The 23,315-nt window shown below is 53.3% G+C and carries 25 protein-coding genes; 8 read left to right on the plus strand and 17 right to left on the minus strand.

Annotation, left to right across the window (positions count from 1 at the left end):
- Positions 1–40: 40 nt before the first annotated feature.
- Positions 41–655: a superoxide dismutase gene (locus GJ1_RS07415; protein ID WP_066230603.1), complete on the minus strand. Its 615-nt coding sequence runs from the start codon at positions 653–655 to the stop codon at positions 41–43.
- Positions 656–856: 201 nt separating this feature from the next.
- Here GJ1_RS07415 and GJ1_RS07420 point away from each other — a divergent pair, with 201 nt between their 5' ends.
- Together GJ1_RS07420 and GJ1_RS07425 are read left to right on the plus strand one after the other, a co-directional pair.
- Positions 857–2,536 (plus strand): methyl-accepting chemotaxis protein, encoded by a 1,680-nt coding sequence (locus GJ1_RS07420; RefSeq protein ID WP_066230608.1) that lies wholly within the window; start codon positions 857–859, stop codon positions 2,534–2,536.
- 99 nt (positions 2,537–2,635) lie between these two features.
- A complete protein-coding gene (locus GJ1_RS07425; RefSeq protein WP_066230611.1) occupies positions 2,636–3,409 on the plus strand; it encodes a DUF1189 domain-containing protein in 774 nt (257 codons plus the stop codon).
- A gap of 39 nt (positions 3,410–3,448) precedes the next feature.
- Here the strand turns inward: GJ1_RS07425 and pstA are convergent, their stop codons facing one another.
- The 3 genes from pstA to GJ1_RS07440 all read right to left on the minus strand — a co-directional run bounded on the left by pstA (position 3,449) and on the right by GJ1_RS07440 (position 6,217).
- Positions 3,449–4,372: a phosphate ABC transporter permease PstA gene (gene pstA, locus GJ1_RS07430; protein WP_066230614.1), complete on the minus strand. Its 924-nt coding sequence runs from the start codon at positions 4,370–4,372 to the stop codon at positions 3,449–3,451.
- 1 nt (position 4,373) lies between these two features.
- Positions 4,374–5,261 carry a phosphate ABC transporter permease subunit PstC gene (pstC, locus tag GJ1_RS07435; protein ID WP_066230680.1) on the minus strand — a complete coding sequence of 296 codons (888 nt, stop codon included), beginning with the start codon at positions 5,259–5,261 and terminating at the stop codon, positions 4,374–4,376.
- A gap of 65 nt (positions 5,262–5,326) precedes the next feature.
- Positions 5,327–6,217 carry a phosphate ABC transporter substrate-binding protein PstS family protein gene (locus GJ1_RS07440; RefSeq protein ID WP_066230684.1) on the minus strand — a complete coding sequence of 297 codons (891 nt, stop codon included), beginning with the start codon at positions 6,215–6,217 and terminating at the stop codon, positions 5,327–5,329.
- A 298-nt stretch (positions 6,218–6,515) separates the two neighbouring features.
- Here GJ1_RS07440 and yqfZ point away from each other — a divergent pair, with 298 nt between their 5' ends.
- Positions 6,516–6,830: a protein YqfZ gene (gene yqfZ / locus GJ1_RS07445; RefSeq protein WP_066230617.1), complete on the plus strand. Its 315-nt coding sequence runs from the start codon at positions 6,516–6,518 to the stop codon at positions 6,828–6,830.
- Between the two features lie 82 nt (positions 6,831–6,912).
- Positions 6,913–8,031, plus strand: a complete 1,119-nt coding sequence (gene ispG / locus GJ1_RS07450; RefSeq protein WP_066230619.1) for a flavodoxin-dependent (E)-4-hydroxy-3-methylbut-2-enyl-diphosphate synthase — start codon at positions 6,913–6,915, stop codon at positions 8,029–8,031.
- A 63-nt stretch (positions 8,032–8,094) separates the two neighbouring features.
- Here the strand turns inward: ispG and GJ1_RS07455 are convergent, their stop codons facing one another.
- Entirely contained in the window at positions 8,095–8,439 is a 345-nt protein-coding gene (locus tag GJ1_RS07455) for a hypothetical protein (protein WP_066230622.1), read from the minus strand.
- A 97-nt stretch (positions 8,440–8,536) separates the two neighbouring features.
- Here GJ1_RS07455 and GJ1_RS07460 point away from each other — a divergent pair, with 97 nt between their 5' ends.
- Positions 8,537–9,103: a hypothetical protein gene (locus GJ1_RS07460; protein WP_066230626.1), complete on the plus strand. Its 567-nt coding sequence runs from the start codon at positions 8,537–8,539 to the stop codon at positions 9,101–9,103.
- A 16-nt stretch (positions 9,104–9,119) separates the two neighbouring features.
- On the opposite strand, the gene GJ1_RS07465 is transcribed toward GJ1_RS07460, so the two are convergent.
- The 4 genes from GJ1_RS07465 to GJ1_RS07480 form a co-directional block, all read right to left on the minus strand.
- Entirely contained in the window at positions 9,120–9,545 is a 426-nt protein-coding gene (locus GJ1_RS07465; protein ID WP_066230629.1) for a Fur family transcriptional regulator, read from the minus strand.
- The gene (locus GJ1_RS07470; RefSeq protein ID WP_066230632.1) at positions 9,542–10,375 is read right to left on the minus strand and encodes a metal ABC transporter permease; all 834 of its coding nucleotides are present in this window, start codon (positions 10,373–10,375) and stop codon (positions 9,542–9,544) included. The genes GJ1_RS07465 and GJ1_RS07470 overlap by 4 nt, the downstream gene beginning before the upstream one ends.
- A gap of 40 nt (positions 10,376–10,415) precedes the next feature.
- On the minus strand, positions 10,416–11,171 hold the full coding sequence (locus tag GJ1_RS07475) for a metal ABC transporter ATP-binding protein (RefSeq protein ID WP_066230636.1): 756 nt from the start codon (positions 11,169–11,171) through the stop codon (positions 10,416–10,418).
- 82 nt (positions 11,172–11,253) lie between these two features.
- The gene (locus GJ1_RS07480; RefSeq protein ID WP_083509971.1) at positions 11,254–12,135 is read right to left on the minus strand and encodes a YitT family protein; all 882 of its coding nucleotides are present in this window, start codon (positions 12,133–12,135) and stop codon (positions 11,254–11,256) included.
- 98 nt (positions 12,136–12,233) lie between these two features.
- On the opposite strand from GJ1_RS07480, the gene GJ1_RS07485 reads away from it, so the two are divergent.
- Positions 12,234–12,494, plus strand: coding sequence for a DUF2624 domain-containing protein (locus GJ1_RS07485; protein WP_066230638.1), 261 nt, complete (start codon positions 12,234–12,236; stop codon positions 12,492–12,494).
- 20 nt (positions 12,495–12,514) lie between these two features.
- Here GJ1_RS07485 and GJ1_RS07490 read toward each other — a convergent pair whose 3' ends face one another.
- The gene (locus tag GJ1_RS07490) at positions 12,515–13,414 is read right to left on the minus strand and encodes a deoxyribonuclease IV (protein WP_066230640.1); all 900 of its coding nucleotides are present in this window, start codon (positions 13,412–13,414) and stop codon (positions 12,515–12,517) included.
- A gap of 38 nt (positions 13,415–13,452) precedes the next feature.
- A complete protein-coding gene (locus GJ1_RS07495) occupies positions 13,453–14,763 on the minus strand; it encodes a DEAD/DEAH box helicase (RefSeq protein ID WP_066230643.1) in 1,311 nt (436 codons plus the stop codon).
- Positions 14,764–15,146: 383 nt separating this feature from the next.
- On the opposite strand from GJ1_RS07495, the gene vrrA reads away from it, so the two are divergent.
- Both vrrA and GJ1_RS07505 read left to right on the plus strand, forming a co-directional pair.
- Positions 15,147–15,677 carry a VrrA/YqfQ family protein gene (vrrA, locus tag GJ1_RS07500; RefSeq protein WP_066230646.1) on the plus strand — a complete coding sequence of 177 codons (531 nt, stop codon included), beginning with the start codon at positions 15,147–15,149 and terminating at the stop codon, positions 15,675–15,677.
- 121 nt (positions 15,678–15,798) lie between these two features.
- The gene (locus GJ1_RS07505; RefSeq protein WP_066230649.1) at positions 15,799–16,749 is read left to right on the plus strand and encodes a 4-hydroxy-3-methylbut-2-enyl diphosphate reductase; all 951 of its coding nucleotides are present in this window, start codon (positions 15,799–15,801) and stop codon (positions 16,747–16,749) included.
- Between the two features lie 82 nt (positions 16,750–16,831).
- Here the strand turns inward: GJ1_RS07505 and GJ1_RS07510 are convergent, their stop codons facing one another.
- From GJ1_RS07510 to dnaG, 6 genes are all read right to left on the minus strand, one after another.
- Positions 16,832–17,953 (minus strand): Nif3-like dinuclear metal center hexameric protein, encoded by a 1,122-nt coding sequence (locus GJ1_RS07510; protein WP_066230652.1) that lies wholly within the window; start codon positions 17,951–17,953, stop codon positions 16,832–16,834.
- On the minus strand, positions 17,950–18,654 hold the full coding sequence (locus GJ1_RS07515) for a tRNA (adenine(22)-N(1))-methyltransferase (protein ID WP_066230655.1): 705 nt from the start codon (positions 18,652–18,654) through the stop codon (positions 17,950–17,952). Before GJ1_RS07515 ends, GJ1_RS07510 begins: the two co-directional genes overlap by 4 nt.
- Before the next feature lie 143 nt (positions 18,655–18,797).
- Entirely contained in the window at positions 18,798–19,160 is a 363-nt protein-coding gene (gene cccA, locus GJ1_RS07520) for a cytochrome c550 (RefSeq protein WP_066230657.1), read from the minus strand.
- Between the two features lie 108 nt (positions 19,161–19,268).
- Complete coding sequence (locus GJ1_RS07525) at positions 19,269–19,784, minus strand: hypothetical protein (RefSeq protein ID WP_066230660.1); 516 nt, start codon at positions 19,782–19,784, stop codon at positions 19,269–19,271.
- Positions 19,785–19,856: 72 nt separating this feature from the next.
- Positions 19,857–20,984 (minus strand): RNA polymerase sigma factor RpoD, encoded by a 1,128-nt coding sequence (gene rpoD, locus GJ1_RS07530; protein ID WP_011231962.1) that lies wholly within the window; start codon positions 20,982–20,984, stop codon positions 19,857–19,859.
- Between the two features lie 34 nt (positions 20,985–21,018).
- Positions 21,019–22,815, minus strand: coding sequence for a DNA primase (gene dnaG, locus GJ1_RS07535; protein ID WP_066230663.1), 1,797 nt, complete (start codon positions 22,813–22,815; stop codon positions 21,019–21,021).
- Between the last annotated feature and the right edge of the window lie 500 nt (positions 22,816–23,315).

The raw sequence follows: 23,315 nt of genomic DNA on the forward strand, positions 1-23,315 counted from the left end.
AAAAAAAAGCGAGGCGTTTCGTTTCGCCCCGCTTCGTTCATTACTTCGCTTTCGCTTCGCTGTAGCGTTTCGCTACTTCGTCCCAGTTGACAATGTTCCAGAATGCGGCAATGTATTCCGGACGACGGTTTTGATATTTCAAGTAGTAGGCATGCTCCCAAACGTCCAAGCCGAGAATCGGCGTTTTGCCTTCCATAATCGGCGAATCTTGGTTCGGCGTGCTCGTAATTTCCAGCTCGCCGTTGTTCACGACAAGCCACGCCCAGCCAGAACCGAAACGGCCGGCTGCTGCTTTCGAAAACTCGTCTTTGAACGCGGCAAAGCTGCCGAATTTTTTGTTGATCGCCTCAGCCAGTTCACCCGTCGGCTCGCCGCCGCCGTTTGGCGACAAAATCGTCCAGAAGAGCGAGTGGTTCGCATGGCCGCCGCCGTTGTTGCGCACCGCCGTGCGGATGCTTTCCGGAAGGGCTTCCAAATTGCTGAGCAATTCTTCGAGCGATTTGCTTTGCAAATCCGGATGCCCTTCAAGCGCCGCATTCAAATTCGTGACGTATGTGTTATGGTGCTTTGTGTGGTGGATGTTCATCGTTTCTTTGTCAATGTGCGGCTCGAGCGCATCGTACGGATACGGCAATGCTGGCAATTCAAATGGCATACCGATCTCCTCCTTTTTTGGTATGTACACGAACGCCAAAGCGTCCGTTTGAGATTAGCTTACCAAAGTTGGCACAATGTTTCAATCGATTTGCTTGTTCTCCCCCTTTGTTTACATATTTTCAACATGCCGTTGACCGTTTCTTCATAATGGCAAGCTATAGTATAAAGTAGCTTCCAGTTAAGGGGGAACTCAGCGAAAATGGAAACGAAACGAACAGGTTCGTTATGGAGCGCCTTCCGGCTTGAGACGATTGTCATGACGGCAATGGTGCTCACAACGACGTTGGCGGCCCTTGCCATCACTTCAATCGGCTATATTCAAGGACGCCATTCAGCTATTCAGTCGATCCAGCAACAATTGCAATTATCAAGCGAAACTATGATTGAAAAAATTTCTATTTTAAAGGCTACAACGACCAATGAAGCATTTTCTCAAAAACTGAACTATTCATTGACCTTAAATGAACGGAAATTCCACGCTTTACACCTTCATCCGGTGCAATTGATTTTAACGGAAACGGGAAAGACGGTGGCGAAACGGCCAACCTCGCCCAACCAAACGCTGTCCAAACAGGTCGTGCGCGACATATTGAAAAAGAAGCAAGGGGTTTTGCATACAGACCAATGGCTGGCCGTATTTTCCAGTTCAAGCGATTTGCAAGGAGCGGTCTATATTATCGCCATTCCGAAAAAGGATTATTTGTGGCCGCTTTTGAAACAGCAAGCAGCAAACTTGGCAGGGTCTGTCGCCGCCATCTTGGCTGTATGCCTGGCCGGATGGAGGATCATCCGCCGCGCCACCCGCCCCATTGCTTGGCTCCAGCAAGCGATGGAACGGCTTGGATCTGGCGATTGGCGGTCGCGCATTGAACTCCGTTCTGCGACAAAAGATATTCTCGCTCTGGCCGACAAGTTCCATCAGATGTCTGACAATTTAGCCGTCCTTATCGAACATATGCGCTTCAGCTCTGAACAAATCGCAGCGGCTACCAGCATTTTAAACCAAACATCCCTTGAAACAAAAACAGCTTCTGAACAAATCGCAGCCGCGGTGGCAGACACGGCGTACGGTGCAGAGCAACAAGCGCGCAAATCGGCTGACATTGCCTCTTTTTTTCAACAACTGGCAGATGAAATGGAACAAATGTCCTTTCGAATGGAGGAAGCCCGTCGTTCCACAGAACAAGCCCATTCCCAAGCGGAAAGCGGCAACCGGCTTGTTCAACGGGCAAGCAGCGACATGGCTTACCTGCAACAATCCATTGCGAAAACGATGCACACGATCGATGCATTGAAAGACTATTCGCAGCATATTGCCAGCATTCTGTCATTAATCGGAAGCATCGCTGAGCAAACGAACTTGCTCGCCTTAAACGCTGCCATTGAAGCAGCCAAAGCAGGGGAGCATGGCCGGGGTTTCTCAGTTGTTGCTAAAGAAATCCGGTCGCTGTCGGCGCAAACAGGACAAGCGTTGGCACAAATTCAATCCATTGTTCAAGATGTGCAAAGCCAAATCGAGGCCGCGGTTCAATCGATGAAAGAAAGTGCAAAACAACTCGATGAAGCGAAAAAAACGTTCACGGAAAGCCAACAAGCCTTTGAAGAAATCACCGCAATGGTGTCGCATTCATCCGCACATACGCTGCAAATTTCAGAACAATTCGCCGCCACCGAGCGGCAAATCAGCGAAATGCGTGAACATATCGCAGAGATTGCCACCGTCGCCCAACAGATCGCTTCGTCGATGGAGCAAATTTCGCATTTTACCGACGGCCAGCACAATGCCATGGCTGCCATTCGTTCCGAAGCCGATGCACTAAATGAACGGGTGTTGCAATGGCGCGCCTTGCTTGGCACCTTTCATTTGCCTTCTGACTAAAGCGGGGGAGAGGGACCCCGCTTTTTTCTTCGTCCCAAGTTGAATTCTTCCTCTTTCCCGGCTACAATGGAAAAGGAGACAAAGAAAGGTGTGTCTGTGATGAACGTATTCGTCCAGCTGTGGAAAAGCTTATATTCCCCAAAAGACATCGCCCGCTTCCGATTCCAAGGAATCGGCAAAACGATCGGCTATTTGTTTTTGCTTACGTTCTTATCCATTCTTCCGACCTTTTACTACGCTTCGGCATCTCTCGCCGAAGGCGTCCGCACAACGAGCGCCTTGTTGTATAACGACTTGCCGTCGTTTGCGATTGAAAACGGTGAACTTCGCTCAGCGGCAGCCAAGCCCATTCATATTGACCAAGGCGGATTTACGATCATTTTTGACAGCACGGGTGAAGTGGCAAGGGAGGAAGTGGAGCGGTTTCCAAATGCGATTGCATTGTTAAAAAACGAGGCCGTGGTCGTTGCCAACTATCAGGCACAGCATTATAGCTATGCGACATTTCCCAATATGAAAATTACCGATCAAGATGTACGCACCTTTATCGCTGATCTGCAATCACTTCTTCCTGTTCTCATTCCGCTTTTTGGGCTCGTTTTATACGTGCTCGCCTGCGCCGGAAAATTCATCAGCGTGTGCATCTTCGCCTTTTTCGGCCTGATTCTTGCCGGCGTGCTCGACAAAAAGCTGCGCTACCGCCATACGTGGGTGATGTCGGCTTACGCCATTACACTGTCGACCGTCTTTTTCACCGTGATGGAAACGGTGCAGGCGGTCGTGCCCTACGGCGCGTTGATCCATTGGTTCGTTTCGCTTGTCGTCCTCTTTTTGGCCGTCAAAGAAGTGCCATCAGCCAAACGGGAAATGTAAAAAAAGCTGCCTGTCGATGCAGGGCAGCTTTTTTTGTGCTTACGCTGCTTTGTTTCTTTCTTCTCGTCCTCGGCGCGCACGCCGTCCCCCGGAGAAATGCCGGGCAAGCAAGGAAGAAGCGAGTCGTGCGGCCAAATTGAATAAAAGAACAGCCACCATCAACACAGCCGCCGATTTGGCGGCGATCAGCTTCGCGTCCGGGACAATGCCTTCCGAATTCAATTTCCAAATATGCACTGTCAGTGTTTCCGCCGGACGGAACACGTTCAGCGGGTTGGTCGGGCTGCCCCAATCAGCATCCAAACGCAACATCGGAGTCGTCAGCCCAGCGGTATAAATGAAAACAGCCGCTTCACCAAAAATGCGCCCAGCCGATAAAATGACGCCGGTGACAATTTGCGGGATGGCCGCCGGAAGCACCGCTTTGATCAATGTCTGCCAGCGCGTCGCTCCAAGGGCAAGACTCCCCTCTTTAATGTTGGATGGAACATCCAAAATCGCGGTTTCGCAAATGCGCGTCAATCCAGGCAAATTGATGATCGTGACGGCTAACGCGCCGCCGAGCAGCGTGTAGCCCCAGCCCGTCAAGGTGACAAACGCCAGCAATCCGAACAACCCGACGACAATCGACGGCAATGACGCCATCGCTTCCAAGCAAAGGCGAATGAACCCGACGATCCGCCCCTGTTTGGCGTATTCGGCCAAATAAATTCCGGCTCCCAACGAAAGCGGGACCGACAAAAGCAATGTCACAACCAACATATAAAATGAATTGATGAGCTGCGGGCCAATGCCGCCGCCCGCTTGCGTGTTGCTCGGCCGCCCGAACAGAAACTCAGGCTGCCAAAACCCCGCTCCTTTCGACAATACAACAGCAAAAAAGAATATGAGCAACCCGATGACCGCAGCAGCTACCGCGTAGAAAATGCCCGTCCATACTTTATCGATCATCCGCGCTGTCATCTTATCGCTCCTTTCCCGAACCGACCAAACGGATCACAGCAATGAAGAAAAACGAGATCAAGAGCAAAATGAGCGCCAATGTCCACAACGCGTTGTTCCATGGTGTTCCGTTGATCGTATTCGCCATATCCATCGTCAATATACTTGTTAACGTCGCCGTCGGGCTGTCAAGGCCTGAAGGCAGCTTGATCGTGTTGCCGATCACCATTTGCACGGCAAGCGCCTCGCCAAACGCCCGCGCCAAACCGAGAACGACGCCGGTGGCGATCCCGGCTTTCGCCGCCGGAACGATGACGCGGGAAATCGCCTGCCAACGCGTAGAGCCAAGCCCGTATGACGCTTCCATATACGCCATCGGGACATTGGCCAAGGCGTCGGCCGCAACGCTGGTGATGGTCGGCAAAATCATCATGCTAAGGACGATGATCCCCGCCAGCAGACTAAAGCCGGAGCCTCCGAACCATTCGCGCAAGAGCGGGACGAGAATCGTCACCCCAAGCCAGCCATACACGACCGACGGAATGCCGACAAGCAGTTCCAGCACCGGTTTGAGCAACGAAACGAACCATTTTGGGGCGATAAAGTTCATGAAAATCGCCAACGCCAAAGCAATCGGCGCGCTGATCAACAAAGCGCCAAGCGAGACGAGCATCGAGCCGACGATAAAAATAAGCGCCCCATACCTCGGCGGCGTCCCGTTCGGATCCCATTGCGCCGAAAGCAGCATATCCGACAGCGAAAGTCTGCTGTCCGTAAAGGACTGAATTCCCTTTACCGCCAAAAAGATGATCATCGTCACCGTAATCAGAACGATCAGCCAGCCGCAGACGACTGCAAACGTTCGGCCGATGTATTCTTCAAGCCAGCGATTCCGCCGTTTCGTATACATTTGTTGCAAGGCTTCATCCCTCCATTGTAAAAGGCCGGCCTAGCGAGCCGGCCTTCCGCCTTTCCCTACTCCAATTCCGTCATCGGGATATACCCCATATTTTTGACGGTCGGCGCAAATTCTTCGCTCTTGACAAAATCGATAAATGCTCGCACCTCTTCCTTCGCTTCCCCTTTGGTGATCATGTATTCATACGACCAAAATGGGTATTTTTCCGTGCGGATGTTCTCCACTGTCGGTTCAGCGCCGTCAATTTTTACCGTTTTTAAGTTTTTCTTTTCCCCGATTAAATACGACATCGCTACATAGCTAACAGCCCCCGGCGTCGAACTGATCGCTTGCTCGACCGCCCCGTTTGAATCTTGGACCGTGCCAATCGAATCGTTGACTTTCACGTCTTTCATGATCGTTTTCTCAAATGTCGCCCGCGTGCCCGATGACGCCGGACGGTTGATGACGTGAATGGCTTCATCCGGTCCACCGACTTCTTTCCAGTTTTTGATCTTTCCACTGAAAATATCTTGAATTTGCTTCGTCGTTAAATTATCGACGTTCACATCGTCATTGACCACAATCGCAAAGGCGATGCCGGCCACTTTATGGTCAACGAGCTCTGACGCTTTCGATTTGTCGTCCAGTTTCTCCGCGGCCGGCACATCGGAGTTGCCGATTTGCACGGCGCCGGCCGCCACTTGGTTGACGCCCGTGCCGCTGCCGCCGCCTTGAACGGTGATCGACACGTCCGGATATTTTTCCATAAACGCGTTCGCCGCTTCTTCTGCCAGCGGCTGAAGCGCTGTGGATCCCGCTAGGGCAATGGTGCCGGAGTAGGTTTCTTCTTTCTTTGGCGTTTCTTCATTGCCGCCCGCATTGTTGTTTTCGGTCTGCCCGCAGCCGGCCAAAACACCGGTCATCAACAAGGCGGCCAATCCCAATTTGACTCGTTTGCTCCACATCAAGGAATCCCCCCGTTTTGTTTTCACATCTTCAACGTACAAGACCATTGTAGCGGGACATTGTTAGGCCCTTATAAAGCGGTTGTTAAGTTTCTGTAAAGGCAAAAACAACGATATCTTCAAAGCCATCGAGCCGTGAATGCAAAGAACGACCGTTATGCCGTTTTTCAGATTGGAGACATTCTCTTGTTGGGGTGTTTTCCCCATGAAATAGCCGACCTTACAAGGAAGGCATATTTTCGCTGGACAAGCATACATAATGAATTAACGACAAATGTGCGCAAGCGGAGGAAGCGCCATGAAAAAATTCATTCTTCTCCTATTTCTCATTCTTTCCAGCTATATCGTTTACCGCGATCTTGCCATCGGAACGCTCCACCCTTCGTCTGAAACAGCAGCAGCCATTGTCCAGCCGAAACAAGCGCCCATGCCGTACCGGACCGTGACAGTTCGCCCCGGCGATACGTTGTTGTCCATCGTCGAGAAAGAACTCGACGGTCCATTGCCCGTTCCGCTTGAGCAACTGATTCATGATTTTGAGCGGTTAAATCCAGGAGAACATGCACAAACATTAAAAATCGGGAAAACTTATAAAGTGCCGATCTATCGTTAACCGGCGAATCGCTTGTCAAACGGCTGATGGCACTGTTACAATAATGCAGAAAGCGACTTGAATGTTAAAGGAGCGAATTCCCGTGGGTGAAATCATCCATCGTTCAAAAACACGGCCGGTCCGCGTCGGTCCGCTGACGATCGGCGGCAGCAACGAAGTCATCATTCAAAGTATGACGACCACAAAAACGCACGATGTCGAAGCGACGGTGGCGCAAATCCATCGCCTCGAGGAAGCGGGCTGCCAAATCGTCCGCGTCGCCTGCCCGGACGAGCGGGCGGCTGAGGCCATACCGGAAATTAAAAAGCGAATCAACATCCCGCTTGTCGCCGACATCCACTTTGACTATAAATTGGCGCTGAAAGCGATCGAAGGCGGCGTCGATAAAATCCGCATCAATCCAGGCAACATCGGGCGCCGCGAAAAAGTCGAAGCGGTCGTGAAAGCAGCGAAAGAACGCGGCGTGCCGATTCGCATCGGCGTCAACGCCGGATCACTCGAGAAGCGCATTTTGGAAAAATACGGATACCCGACGGCCGACGGCATGGTGGAGAGCGCCTTATATCATATCCGCATTTTGGAAGAGCTTGATTTTCACGATATTATTGTCTCGTTAAAGGCGTCCGACGTGCGCCTCGCCATTGAAGCGTATGAAAAAGCGGCGCGCACGTTCGACTATCCGCTCCATGTCGGCATCACCGAAGCGGGGACTCTGTTTTCCGGCACGATCAAAAGCGCGGTTGGGCTCGGCGCCATTTTAAGCAAAGGCATCGGCAATACGATCCGCGTTTCGTTAAGCGCCGACCCGGTTGAAGAGGTAAAAGTGGCGCGCGAAATTTTAAAAACGTTCGGACTTGCCTCCAATGCGGCGACGCTTATTTCCTGCCCGACGTGCGGGCGGATTGAGATCGATTTGATCCGCATCGCCAACGAAATCGAAGACTATATCGCCAAAATTCGAGCGCCGATCAAAGTCGCCGTGCTCGGTTGCGCCGTCAACGGGCCGGGCGAGGCGCGCGAAGCGGACATCGGCATCGCCGGTGCCCGCGGCGAAGGCTTGTTGTTTCGCCATGGCAAAATCGTCCGGAAAGTGCCGGAAGAGCAAATGGTGGAAGAGCTGAAAAAAGAAATCGACAAGCTGGTGGAAGAATATTTCGCTAAGCAAAAAGAAGCCGCCCTAAAAGGCAGCGCCGCCAAGTGAGCAGAAACAGCGGAAGGGCGGACAGAAAAAGGGCGTCCCCGCTTGGGGACACCCTCGCTTTTTTTACGTGTAAAACGGCATAATAAACAGGCGGACGAGAATGGCGATGACGCCGATCCCGATGGCCCATGCCCCGAGAGTTTCCGCGCCGCGCCGGCGCGCGATAAACCCGACAATGATGCCGGCCGCTCCTAACAAAATCGGCCAGATAAACAAGGCGATGATGGACAGGGCCAAAGCGAGCCAGCCGAGCCCGGCGCCGTCCGCTCGTTCTTCGTCCCGCTCGTCGCGGCGGCGAATCGGTTCAGCGACTTCCGCCGCTGTTTCTTCCATAAAATTTCGTTCTGGTTCCTCTTTTCCGATCGATTGCACGTAGCCTCCATACGTGCGCTCGCGGTCTTCTGCCATATGCTTCCCTCGCTTTCTTAAAGTAAGAAGCATTATTAGTATGGGAAACCGGTGTTATTTTATCAGTGTGAATATTTTCTAACAGGAGGGTGAAACGGTGAAAAAACGGCTTGGCATCGACATTGACGGCACGGTGACATGTCCGAGCACATTCATTCCGTATTTGAACGAAGCGTTCGGCAAAGAGCTCGCATTAAGCGATATTACGCAATACAATTTGGCGCCGTTATACGGCGTGACGGAGGAAGAAATGGACCGCTGGCTGGAGGACAACGAAGCGGATATTTATGAGCGCGCTCCGCTGGCCCGCTATGCGCTTGAAGTGATCGACAGCTGGAAAGACAAATACGAGCTGTATTACATCAGCGCCCGCGGCCGCCATTTGTACGAGCTCACCGAGCGCTGGTTTCGGCGGCACGGCGTCTATTACCACCATATTGATCTGATCGGGTCGCACGACAAAATCGCCGCCGTCCGCCAATATAAGCTGTCCGCCTTCTTTGAAGACAAGTACGACAATGCCTGTGAAATCGCCGAAGCATGCGGCATTCCGGTCATTTTGTTTGACACCCCATACAACCGAGGCCCGCTCCCCGAAAACGTCATCCGCGTCAACAACTGGCTTGAAGCAAAGCGAGAAATCGAACAGCGCCTCCGGCCATAAAACAACATCTCCCTGCTTATACAGGGAGATGTTGTTGGCATTGCGGACATGTGCCGTAAATTTCAAACTTATGGTCAGCGATCTCATAACCATCGAGCTTCTCGGCGAGCACATCCATTGGACATGCGTCAATTTCTTTTGTTTTTCCACACTGGATGCAGATGAAATGGTGATGATGACGACGGGCGCCGCAGGCAAAACGGAAATGTTTTTCCCCGGACAGCTCGGTCATCTCCAAAATGCCAAGCAGCGTAAAGAGCGACAAATTGCGGTACACTGTATCAACGCTCAAGCCCGGATAGACGGGACGGAGCGCTTCAAGCACGTCTTTGGCCGTCAAGTATTTGTCGCTTTCGGCAAATAACTCCAACATTTGTCTCCGTTTTTCCGTATATTTAAACCCTTTCTCTTTCATCAACTGCAACGCTTCACCGATATTCATCGCTGCCGCCCCCTTTTCCATCCGAGTGCGAAAAGCAAAATGACAACCGCTACAATGACGATCGTTCCGCCCGGCGCCCAGTCAAGCTCATACGCCGCCCAAAGCCCGGCGATGACCGCCAGCTCTCCGAACAAAATCGAAAGCCCCATCGCCTGCTTAAAACTTTTGGCGATGCGGATGCTCGCCGCGACCGGCAGTGTCATGAGCGACGAGATGAGAAGCACGCCGACGATGCGCATCGATGCGGCGATGACAAGCGCAACCAACACGATGAACAAAAAGTGGATCAATGTGGTGCGAATGCCGGAGACGCGGGCGTATTCCTCATCGAATGAAAGGAGAAACAGCTCTTTGTAAAACGCCAAAATAACGATCGCCGCAGCCGCAGCAACAACCACCGCTGTCCAAACATCGGCGCGGCTGACAGCGCTGACGCTGCCGAACAAATAGGAAAACAAATCGGTCGTAAACCCGTTGGCGATTGAAATGAAAATGACGCTCAAGCCGATGCCGGATGACAAAATGATCGGAATGGCGAGCTCCTCATAATGGCGGTAAACAGCGCGCAGCTTCTCGACAAGCAGCGACCCGACGACGGAAAAGCCCATGCCGATGTAAAGCGGATTCCAGCTCGCAGCCGCCGGCGCCAATGAACCGAGCAAGAGCCCGGCGGCGATGCCAGCGAGCGTCACATGGCTTAACGCATCGGCGATGAGCGACAACCGCCGAACAACAATAAAGACACCGAGCAACGGCGCTGCAAAACCGGTCAAAATGCCGGCGACAAACGCATTGCGCAGAAATTCATAGTGCCAAATCGCTTCCCACACGTGTCATCCCTCCACTGTCCCCGTCTCGTTTCTCCTGCGTTTAATGCTCATGAGAGAGAACGCGGAGCGGATGACCGTAAAACTGTGAAATCGCCTCGTCGTCAAGCTGGGCAAACTCTTCCGCGTTCCCATGGAAATAAAGGCGCTTGTTCAAGCAGGCGATATCGGTCACCTGATCGGTGATCGTTCCGATGTCGTGCGTCACTAGGATGAGCGTCAAGCCGCGGCGGTTCAAGTCGCCGAGCAGTTCGTAAAACTCGTGCACATGGCGGGCGTCGACGCCGACCGTCGGCTCGTCTAAAATGAGCAAATCCGGCTTGCTCGCCAACGCCCGGGCGATAAACACCCGCTGCTGCTGACCGCCGGAAAGCTCCGCGATATTGCGCTTTGCTAGGCCGCTTAGCCCAACGGCGGCGAGCGCCGCCTCAACCGCTCGGCGGTCCTCTTTTGTCAGCTGCCGGAACAAACCGCGTTTGGCCGCCAATCCGCTCGCCGCCACTTCCTCAACCGTTGCCGGAAAGCTGCGGTTGAAGCTGTTCGCTTTTTGCGACACGAAACCGATCCGATGCCATTCGCGAAACGATTCGATCGGCTCGCCGAACAAGAAAATGCGGCCGCTGTTCGGTTTTAACAAGCCGAGCACACATTTGAGCAGCGTCGATTTTCCCGAGCCGTTCGGGCCGACCAACCCTAAAAACGCCCCTTTCGGCACCATTAAACTGACGTTTTCAAGCACGTTCTCTTTGTCATAGCGAAACGAAACATCCTCAATTTGCACGGCAATCCCATTTTCCATGGTCGTTCTCCCTTGCTAATTCAGAATCATTCCGATTTATCTTCCTATGCAAGTATAACCGACCATCCGCATTTTGTAAACCTCAATGAATCGCTGATTTAAAGCGGGCCCCGCGCACCTCATGAGTCGGCATAATGGTGATAAACGCATCCGGGTCGATTTCATTGACGATCGATTTTAGTTTTGTCACTTCCAAGCGCGTGACGACCGCATAAATGATTTCTTTTTGCTCATCCGTATATCCGCCTTTGCCGAGCAATTTCGTCGTCCCGCGGCCGAGCCGGTGCAAAATGGCGTCGGAAATTTCCTCATAATGATCGGTCACAATAAAGGCCGCCCGCGTCTCGTCAAGCCCTTCGATGACCGCATCGATCGTTTTTGAAGCGATGTAGTACGTCATCACCGAATACATCGCCGGCTCGAGGCCAAGCACAAACGCCGCCCAGCCAAAAACAAAGACGTTGACAAACATGACGAACTCCCCAACGGAAAACGGAATCTTTTTCGTCAGCAAAATCCCTAAAATTTCCGTCCCGTCAAGCGATCCGCCATGGCGGATGACAAGTCCAACACCGAGCCCGAGCGCCAATCCGCCAAAAACAGTGGCCAAAATCGGCTCGGTCGTCAGCGGGGAAAAATGGTGAAATGCTCGTTCTGTGACGCCGAGAATGACGACGCCTAAAATCGTCGACAACATAAACGTTTTGCCGATTTGCTTGTAGCCGAAGTACATGAACGGAGCGTTTAAGAGGATGACGAGCGTAGCGAAATTGAGCAGCCGCCATTCATCTGGAATTAAGTAATCCAAAATCAGTGATACACCGATAATGCCGCCGTCGATCATTTTATTTGGAACGAGCAACCGTTCGATGGCAAACGCCGCCAAAGAGGCGCCGATAGCGATCATCAACCCCCGATACAACACATGGCTCAACGGTTCTTTTTTATGCTGTTTTGACGACAAACTACCACCCTTTCCCTTTTTGCTTTCTTTTCCATTATACCATACACGCCTTTTCCACTCACGTCATATGCTGGAATAGAAGCAAGGAGGCGGCTGCCATGAACATTTACCAACAGTTTGTAAAGCAAAAATTAAAAACGATTACCCCGGAAGAACTCGTTGTGTACAGCCGAGAGTACGGCTTGCCGATCACGGTCAGCCAGGCGAAGAAAATTCTTCATCTCGCCCGGACGAACAACATTAACGTGTTCGATCCGCAAGAGAGGAAAAAATGGGTGCGCGAACTGGCCAAAATCACCTCGCCGGACATCGCTCGAAAGGCGAACGAACTATTTTTGAAGTTCGTGCAAAAAAAATAAAAGGGCATATAGCCCTTTTTTCATTCCGCCCCAGCGGCGATTTTTTCAAGCAACTGATCATCGAACGACTGCGCCCGCAGCATGGCGATTTCGTATTTGTACGGTGGTTTTTTGTTGTTTTTGTCTTCGCCCACGTATGGAGTTTCTAAAATTTTCGGAATATCCTCAAGCTGCGGGTGATGGACGATATAGTTGAGCGCCTGGAATCCGATATGGCCGAAACCGATGTTTTCATGGCGGTCTTTCCGGCTGCCGCGCGGGTTTTTGCTGTCGTTGATGTGCAGCACTTTCAGCCGCCCGAGGCCGATGATCCGGTCAAACTCCTCAAGGACGCCGTCAAAATCGTTGACGATGTCATAGCCGGCGTCATGCGTATGGCACGTATCAAAGCAAACGGACAGCTTGTCATTATAGGCGACGCCGTCGATAATGCAGGCCAGCTCCTCAAACGTTCGCCCGCATTCCGACCCTTTGCCGGCCATCGTTTCCAGGGCAATTTCGACCGTCTGCTCGCGCGTCAACACTTCATTCAGTCCGCGAATAATTTGCCGAAGTCCGGCTTCCACCCCCGCACCGACATGAGCGCCTGGGTGCAGCACGAGCTGTTTGGCGCCAATCGCTTCCGTCCGCTCAATTTCCGCGCGCAAAAAGTCGACGCCTAGCGAAAACGTATCGAGATTGGTCGTATTGCCGATATTGATGATATACGGGGCATGGACGATGATCTCTTCGATGCCGTGCGCTTGCATATGCTCGCGCCCGGCTTCGATGTTGAGCTCTTCAATCGCCTTGCGCTTTGTGTTTTGCGGCGCCCCGGTGTAAATCATAAACGTGTTCGCTCCGTAAGAGGCCGCTTCTTCGCTGGCGGCCAGCAGCATTTTCTTTCCGCTCATGGAAACGTGTGAACCGATTTTTAACATGTTCTTCTCTCCCTTTTCTTTGCGTTGAAGGCGGACGGCTATGATTTTTTGAAGCGGCTAAGCCGCTTTTTCTTCTTCTCCAGCTCCGCGCGCAGCTTTTTCTTGTAGCCCGGCTTCACCTGTTTCGTTTTTTTCAGTTTGGCGACAAGCAGCGCCAGTTCGTCGTCTTTTTCGCCTGCCCGCTTGCTCCGCCGGTTCCACGGCGGCAGCTCCTTCCATTCGCCGCGCACGAGATCGCGGTGGACAAACGAAATTCCCATTTTCTCCAATCGAGCGATCGCATCTTGGTCAGACGGCTCATAAATCGTCGCCGCGATGCCGCTATAGCCGGCGCGCGCCGTCCGTCCGGCGCGGTGAATATAAAACTGCAGATCATCAGGCAGCTCGTAGTTGATGACATGACTGACACCTTCAATATCGATGCCGCGCGCCGCCAAATCGGTGGCTACGACATATTGAAACTCCAAATCGCGGATGAGATTCATCATCTTTCTCCGCTCTCGCGGGGTCAGGTCGCCGTGCAGCACTCCGACTTTCAACCCTTGCTCAGCGAGACGGTCGGCGACCTCGTCAGCCATTTTCCTTGTGTTGACAAATACGATGGCCAAATACGGGTTGTAGCTGAGGAGCACATCATGAAGAAGTTTTGTTTTCTCGCGTCCGCGCAGCGGGATGAGCACATGTTCGATGTTTTCGTTCGCCGTCTGTTTCGGGTCGACATGGACAAAGGTCGGGTTTTCCATATATTTTTTCAAAAACGGCTTCAGCTTTTCCGGAATCGTCGCTGAAAAGACGAGCATTTGCAAGTCTTTCGGCATCCGGGCGGCGATTTGGTCGACATCAGCGATAAAGCCCATGTCGAGCATCAAGTCGGCTTCATCGACGACAAGGATGTGGGCCGTATGCACATTAAGCGCCTGCTCGCGGATGAAATCGTTGATGCGCCCCGGCGTGCCGATGACAATATGCGGCTGCACGTTGAGCTTTTCAAGCGCCTTTTGCTTATCCGTCCCGCCAATAAAGCAACGGGCGACGATCATCCGATCTTTCGGGCAAAACTTCGTGATTTTCAGCGTTTCGTGATAAATTTGCGTCGCTAACTCGCGCGTCGGCGCCGTGATGACGGCTTGCACTTCGGCGCGTTCCGGTTTGATTTTTTCAATGATCGGCAATAAGTACGCATGTGTTTTTCCCGTTCCCGTTTGCGATTGGCCGACCATGCTTTCGCCGCGCAGCGCCCCCGGAATGATGCGCTCTTGAATTTCCGTCGGTTTATAAAAACGAAGCGCCTTGATCGCTTCGATGATAAACGGTTGAAACGGAAAACGAGCAAACTGCGTTTCTGTCATTAAGCACTACTCCCTTCAAATATAAATGCAACTGGAAAGTTTCACATCTCGTTGGCCCAAAAGCGTGTCGTCCATTTTTCCGACTGTCGGCGGCAAGCCTTGACGTGACGGAAGACCGAACAACCCACTGCTTCACAGACCCATGCATGGGTCTGGAAGCGGTATTGTTCGGTCACCCGACAGTCGCTGGCTCCATAAAAGAGCGTAAACGTTAACGTTTCAAATGGCATATGTGCACCGCTTCGTCCGCTTCACCATTATAGCGAATCGCTGCCCCCCGCCGCAACTAAAGACGATGCGGCAACAAACCTTTCCCGCCTTGCCCGCATATTGTATGAAGGAGGACATTCGTTCATCCGCACGACCGAAAGGAGGCAACTGCTATGAGATACAGCCGGCCCCCGATGATGCCTTCTCCGTTTGCCGGAAGGCCGCCAGCCCCGTTCGCCCGCATGCCGGCGCCGCCTTTCCGCACAAGCGGCCCCGGCGGCTTCTTGGCTCGCTTGTTTTCGCGCGGGCAGCCGCCGGCTGCTGCGTCGTCTCCGTGGGGGCTGCCGCTGCTGCCCAACGCTGCTAACACCGCCGCATCCAACACGGGCGGCGGCTTGGTTGGCATGTTAAACAACGTGCAAAAAATGCTTGGCATCGCGCAAAACGTCATGCCGATGGTGCAGCAGTATGGACCGCTCATCCGCAATCTTCCGGCGATGATCCGCATTTTCCGCGAGCTGAAACCGGCCGACGAAGGGGAAGGCGAAACAACGTCGGAAAGCGCACCGGCTAACGAAACGAAACAAAAGCCGGCCGCTCAGGCGCCAAAAAAACGCTCCGTTCCGCAGGCAAAGCGCAAAGAGCCGCAGGAAAAAGAAGCACCGGCCGCCCCGAAGCCATCCAAGCCGAAACTGTATATCTAGTTTCTTTCCCCGCCCTAGCGCACCCGCTGTTTAGGGCGGTTATTCTTTGTCTTCTCCCCGGAGCTCCGATATAATGAAAGGTGAACAACCGCCGCACAGCCGGCGGCAGGGAGGGAATATGATGGAAGTGATTAAAATTACCCCGCGCGGGTATTGCTACGGGGTGGTCGATGCGATGGTCATCGCCCGCAACGCGGCGCTCGACCCGTCTTTGCCGCGTCCGATTTACATTCTCGGCATGATCGTCCATAACAAGCACGTCACGGACGCGTTTGCCGAAGAAGGCATTATCACGCTCGATGGAGAAAACCGTTTGGAAATTTTGGAAAAAATCGATCGTGGCACCGTCATTTTCACCGCCCACGGCGTCTCACCGGAAGTGAAAAAACGAGCGCTCGAAAAGGGGCTTGTCACGATTGATGCGACATGCCCGGATGTGACAAAAACGCATCGGCTCATCGAACAAAAACTCGCCGATGGCTATGATATCATCTATATCGGCAAAAAAGGACACCCGGAACCGGAAGGAGCGGTCGGCATCAATCCGGAAAGGATCCATCTTGTGGAAACTATCGATGATGTCGAACGACTGTCCATTAATAATGAGCGCATCATGGTGACGAACCAAACGACGATGAGCCAATGGGACGTCGCCGACATCATGGCGAAAGTGAAAGAAAAATACCCGCACGTGGAAATGCATAAAGAAATTTGCCTCGCCACCCAGCTTCGACAAGAGGCGGTCGCTGAGCAGGCGAAGGAAGCCGATGTGACGATCGTCGTCGGCGACCCGCGCAGCAACAACTCGAACCGCCTCGCCCAAGTATCGGAAGAGATCGCCGGCACGAAGGCGTATCGCGTCGCCGATGTAACGGAAATCGACATCAACTGGATTAAAGATGCGAAAAAAGTCGCTGTCACCGCCGGCGCCTCCACTCCGACGCCGATTACGAAAGAAGTGATCGATTTTTTGGAGCAGTTTGACCCGAACGACCCGTCGACATGGAAGCGGGAACGGAAAGTGCCGCTGCAAAAAATTTTGCCGAAAGTGAAAACAAAGAAGGAAGAGTGACGGTTGTTTCGTCCATAAAGAGAGGCTGTCATGGATAAACGGTCGAAAGGCTCATCCAGGACAGCCCTTTTCCGTTGACCGCTCACACGAATTGAAACGGGTCGGTATGCACACTGGAAACGACCACTTCCACCTCCCATTGACGTTTCGCGAGCTCAGCGGTTAAGTAACGGGCTACGCCTTCTTTCATGATTTTTTCTACATTATGGCCTGGGTCGATGATATGAAGGCCGAGCGCTTGGGCGTCATGGGCGGTATGATAATACACATCGCCGGTCACGTACACGTCCGCGCCAGCCGCCTTGGCTGCGCTGACAAACTTGTTTCCGTCCCCGCCAAGCACCGCGACCGTTTGCACGAGATCGTCCAGCCGGCCCACGACGCGCACCGCCGGAACGGAAAACGCCGTTTTCACCTGCTCGGCGAAAGCGCCAAGCGTCACCGGATGCGGCAGCCGGCCAATGCGCCCAAGCCCGAAGCGGCGGCCTCCGTTGTCAAGCGGATAGATATCATATGCCACTTCCTCATACGGATGAACAGACAGCATCGCCTGAATCGCTTGCCGTTCAAGAGAGGCCGGCACGATGGTTTCGATGCGCACTTCCTCAACTTCCTCGAGCCGCCCTTGCTCGCCGATGAACGGCCGCGCCCCTTCCTCCGGCAAAAACGTGCCGACGCCGCGGCTGTTGAACGTGCAATGGCTGTAGCGGCCAATATGCCCGGCGCCGGCATCGCCTAAGGCCTTCCGCACCACCTCAGCATGCGTCACCGGCACATAGACAACGAGCTTTTTCAACGCTTCCGTATACGTCGGCACAAGCACTGTCGTCTCTTGGAGACCGAGCGCTTCGGCCAGCCAGTCGTTCAACCCGCCATCCGCCGCATCCAAATTCGTATGAGCAGCGTATACGGCGATATCATGCTTGACGCATGCGGCGATCGTCCGTCCGTGCCCATCATCAGTGGAGAGCTGCTTCAGGGGGCGGTACAGCGGCGGGTGGTGGGCGATGATTAAATCCACTTGCTGATCGATCGCTTCGACAACGACATCTTCGAGCACATCAAGAGCGATCATCACTTTTTTGACCGGCTTGTTTAGCGTCCCGATTTGCAGACCGATCCGATCCCCTTCCATCGCCAACTGTTTCGGAGCAAGCTGCTCAAGAAGCTGAATGATTTCATAGCCGTACGGAACGCGGCTCATAGCAACGCCTCCTCCACCAATTGAACTTTTCTCTCCAGTTCGCGCTTTTTCCGCTCGGCCGCTTCGCTTTGCCCTTTGGCCGTCAAATCAGCGATGATCCGCTTCCAATTTTCAATCTCGCGCCGCCATTTTTCGCGGAACACCTCGCTGTTTTCCCGGCGCAAAAACGGTCCGAGGAGCAGCTCCGCCTCGAGATGGCGATACGGCCGTCGGGGGGCGCCAGGCTCGGCGACGAGCACTTCATAAATTTGCCCCTCTTCCTTCAAAATGCGTTCGGCAATCAATTCCCACCCGTGATCAAGCAGCCAGCGGCGGACAAGTTCCGCGCCAACGTTTGGCTGCAAAATCAACCGCTTGACGCCGTCAAGCTTTTCCTCACCTTCATCCAAAATGCGGGCGATGAGCGCGCCGCCCATGCCAGCGATCGTGATGCAGTCCGCCTCTTTTGGAGCGAGAACCGAAAGCCCGTCTCCTTTTCGCACGGAAATGAGATGGGAAAGCCCCGATTTTTCCACTTGTTGCCGCGCTGAACGAAGCGGTCCGTCCGCCACCTCGCCGGCAATCGCTTTGGATGCATAACCGTGCAGGCAGGCATAACAAGGCAAATACGCATGGTCCGATCCGATGTCGGCGAGCACCGCGCCTTTTGGAATGAATGAGGCGACCGTTTCCAGCCGTTTCGACAGGCGAAAATCGTTCATAACACCGCGACGGCAACCAGCCTTCCGCCACCTGCAACGCGAAGGCGGTTCGCCTTCCCCTCCTTTCCTCTCCAACACCGCGCGCCTTTATTGTACTAAACAAAACATCCCTTTGCCAAAAGCAAAGGGATGTTGGGTGTTCATTATTTTAAGCCCGCCAGCCATTTCGCCATGGCATCAGCTTTATCCGCCGGCACAAGCCCTGGGGGCATGTTGCCGCGCCCGTGTTGGATCACGTCTTTAATTTGATCCATCGACAGCCGCTGCCCGACTCCTTTTAACGATGGGCCGACGCCGCCTTCATAGTTTTGGCCGTGACAGCTGGCGCACGTTTGTTGATAAAACTGTTCCGGATTGAATTCGGCCGTTTGTTCCGTTTTTCCGCCGCCTTTTTTCTCTTCGGCCATTTCCTTCGCATCGCCTAGCCCTTTAAACGACAAGACGAACGTCAGCACAATCCCGAATGCCATGATGATGAAAAACGGGATGAGCGGATTGCGGTTCATTTCTTTTACCTCCCTTATGTATGATGAAGAACGCTGCAAACAATTTTATTTTACTGTAAATAATGGACAAGGAAAAGCCCTAAGTTGCCGAAATGGAAACAACACGCCTCAGCGCCACGAGGCGACGGCGGCCACAAGCAGCGCCCCGCTGACGGCGGCGAGCGAAAAGTAACGAAGGCGAAACAGGCGGCCGACAACAAACCAGAGGGCGCAATTTCCGAGCACCACAGCCGTCAGCGCACCCGTTTGCCCGGGAAAATACCGCTCGCTTCCGGCAATTGCCGCTACAAGCAAAATCCAGGCGCTCCCGATGAGCGGAAAGTGAAGGAGCTCTCGCTCGTTCCGCCACCGCCAACAAAAGAACAAGCAGAGAGCCAAAAAAAGGGCGAAAAGGAGCGTTTGCAAAACGAATGACAATTCAGTAAAATAAATGACAAGAGCAACGGCTGGAAGCAATAAACAGAGGCCAGCGGCGAGCGGGCTGCGCCACCGCCGGCCGCGCGGGCGGACGCCGCCTTCCGTGTACAGCGCGAGCAAATAGTCGCAATAATGTTCCGGCAGAAGGCGCGAACGTTTCCAATATTCGATTTCTTGGATGATCGTTTCCCGTCGTTGCCGATTCATAGATAGACCACCTTTCACAAAAGAAAGAAAAAATAGTTTACTTCCGAAGAAGTAAACTATTGAACAAAACGGTCACTCTAAAAAGTCTTTCAGCCGTTTGCTGCGGCTTGGATGGCGCAGCTTGCGCAACGCTTTGGCTTCGATTTGGCGAATGCGTTCGCGCGTCACGCCGAACACTTTGCCGACTTCTTCAAGCGTCCGCGTCCGGCCGTCGTCAAGCCCGAAGCGGAGGCGCAACACATTTTCCTCGCGATCTGTCAGCGTATCAAGCACATCTTCGAGCTGCTCTTTCAATAGCTCGTAAGCAGCATGTTCCGATGGCGATGTCGCGTCTTGGTCTTCGATGAAATCGCCGAGATGCGAGTCATCTTCCTCGCCGATCGGCGTCTCGAGCGACACCGGTTCTTGGGCGATTTTCAAAATTTCCCGCACCTTCTCCGGCGTCAAATCCATTTCCTCAGCGATTTCTTCCGGCGTTGGTTCGCGCCCGAGGTCTTGGAGCAATTGCCGTTGGACGCGGATCAGTTTGTTGATCGTCTCGACCATATGAACCGGGATGCGGATCGTCCGCGCCTGATCGGCGATCGCCCTTGTGATGGCTTGGCGGATCCACCACGTCGCATACGTGCTGAACTTGTAGCCTTTCCGATAGTCAAACTTTTCGACCGCCTTGATCAAGCCCATGTTCCCTTCTTGAATCAAGTCGAGAAAGAGCATGCCGCGGCCGACATACCGTTTGGCGATGCTGACGACAAGGCGGAGGTTCGCTTCCGTCAGCCGGCGTTTCGCTTCTTCATCGCCTTGCTCGATCCGTTTCGCCAGCTCGATTTCTTCTTCCGCCGACAACAGCGGAACGCGGCCGATCTCCTTTAAGTACATGCGCACCGGGTCATTGATTTTGACGCCGGGAGGAACGGACAAGTCGTTTAAGTCGAATTCTTCCTCTTTGGCCAAGTCGTCGATGTCCGGATCGGCCTCAAGGTCGGATTCGCTGATCACTTCAATGCCCTGCTCAGCGAGGTATTCATAATACTCATCCATCTGGTCGGAGTCCAAATCAAAGCCGGACAACCGCTCAGCGATTTCCTCGTAGGTGAGAATCCCCCGCTTTTTGCCGAGCTCAGCGAGCTGCTCTTTCACCTGTTCAAGCGATTCGCCGGCAGCTTCAGCCTGCTTTGATTGGGCTGGTTTTTCAGCCATTTCATTACCTCCTTTAAAAACTCATACCACCATGTTATGAAGAAGATAACATTTTTTTCATCTCAATCATCTCTTTCGCGATGCGGGCGGCCGTCAAAAAGTCTTTTCTTCGCTCCGCTTCCGTTTTTTCTTGCTCTTTTTCCTTTAGCATTAACCATTTCGGGCGATTCAACACATGGCGAATGCAATCGGCGAGCTCCCGCTCAGACACATCCTCGGCGACCAGCAAAAGCGACAGCTCGCTCGCCAGCGTCCGCAACTCGTCGGGAAGCCGAGACATGAGCGCGCCAGGGTCGGCTTCATGCCCCTCTTCATAAAAGGCGTAAATGTAAGCAGCCAACGCCCGATGCTCTTCGATATTAAATCGGCCGCCGACCTGCTCCTGAACGATGAGCGCCACATCGCGGCTCCGCATCATATGGGCAAGCAGCAACCGCTCGGCATTTTGAAAGGCCGGAAGCAATCTTTTCGTCAATGCCGGCTGGGACGGTTTTCCGCCGTTGTTCACTTGCGGTTTTGGCCGTTCCTGCTTGGAGCGGGACAACTGCTCGTAAAGCGCGGAGAGCGACAGCGAAAACTCATCCGCAAGCTCGCGCATATAATAATCTTTTTCCACCGGGCTCGACAGCTTGCTGATCTCTCGCAGCGCCTCTTCGATATAACGGAGCCGGTCGCCTTCTTCCTGCAAGTTTTTTCCCCGCCGCAAACGGTCCATTTTAAACGCCATGAGCGGCCGGGCGGCGGCGATCTCTTCGGCAAAGCGGTCGGCGCCGCAAGTGCGTATATATTCATCCGGATCCAGCCCATCCGGGAGCGACGCCACCTTCACGCGGCACCCGAACGCGCTCAATTGTTCGGCGGCGCGCCAGGCGGCTTCCGTTCCCGCGCTGTCACCGTCATAGCAAATCGTGACCGTTTCAGCATGGCGGCGCAAAATGCGCGCCTGCTCCTCGGTCAGCGACGTTCCCATCGTTGCCACCGCATAGTCAACGCCGGCCTGCACGGCGGAGATGACATCGGCAAACCCTTCAACGAGCAGCGCCTCTTGACGTTTGCGGATCGGCACGCGCGCCTCATGAAAGAAATATAAAAGCGTGCCTTTGCGGAAAATCGGCGTTTCTGGGCTGTTCATGTACTTTGGTTGCCCGTCGCCAAGCAGACGGCCGGAAAACCCAACCGTCTCGCCGCGATGATCATGGATCGGAAACATAATCCGATTCCGGAAGCGGTCGACGTATCGCCCGTCTTCTTTTTTCACCAACAAGCCCGCCGTTTCCATCAACACCAACGGAAACGAACGGCTCTCAAGCAGCTTGACGGCGGCATCAGGCACGTCCGGCGCATAGCCGATTTCAAAGCGGTCGATCGTTTCCCTCGTCCACCCGCGCGCCTGCAAATAGTCGAGCGCAGCTTGTCCTTCTTTTGTATGGACAAGCAAATGATGGTAAAATCGTTTCAACAACGTGTGCGCTTCGACCATCGTCTTCGCCTCGCCAGCTCGGCCGCCATCATCCCCGCGGCTGTCCAGCACATAGGCGGACAAGTCGACCCCTGCTTTGGCCGCAAGACGTTTCGCCGCTTCCACAAACGGAATGCCTTCGATATCCATTAAAAACGTAAAGGCATTCCCCCCTGCCCCGCAGCCGAAACAGTGGAAAATTTGCTTTTCTGGGGAAACGGAAAACGATGGCGTCTTTTCTCCATGAAATGGGCATAAGCCAAAATAGTTGCGGCCTTGCTTTTTTAACTGGACGTATTCGCCAATGACGTCAACGATGTCAACGCCGCGGCGAATGGCTTCAATCGTTTCCTCGGGAATGCGATTTCCCATACGAACAACCCCGTATCATATTTATTCTTGGCGTCAAGCCGATTTTCCTTTCCATTTCGACAAATTTTTTCAAAACGTTCGTTTCGCCCCCTTGCCCATAAAGTTGGCTGGCTCGATCATCCGCTTCCCGCCCCTCAGCCCGCCGTCTGGACAACGATCCATCAGAGCGGTGCATCTCAAAGGTGCGCTTCGGTATATTATATTTCAGCATGAAAAAGAAAATTTCACTTTTTTCTTGGCGATTTTGTACAGCGGATGACCGTGCTCTTGAAGCAAGGGCTGCCTTACACCCCCTATTATTCTACACCGTCGCAAAAAATCCTGCTTTTTTGCCGAATGATGGACAACCTTGTCGAAAATCTTTTTTTCGTTCTCCTTGACAAGCGGCTATAAATAGTTTACTCGTCTCATGGCCGCTCTAAACCTATATAGGGCATTTTTCTCGCAATTTTTTATTATAATATAAGTCGCGGCAATATGCCATAAGAAAAACGCACGAG

Origin of the sequence: Geobacillus jurassicus NBRC 107829, from assembly GCF_001544315.1 — a bacterium.
Taxonomy (GTDB): domain Bacteria; phylum Bacillota; class Bacilli; order Bacillales; family Anoxybacillaceae; genus Geobacillus; species Geobacillus jurassicus.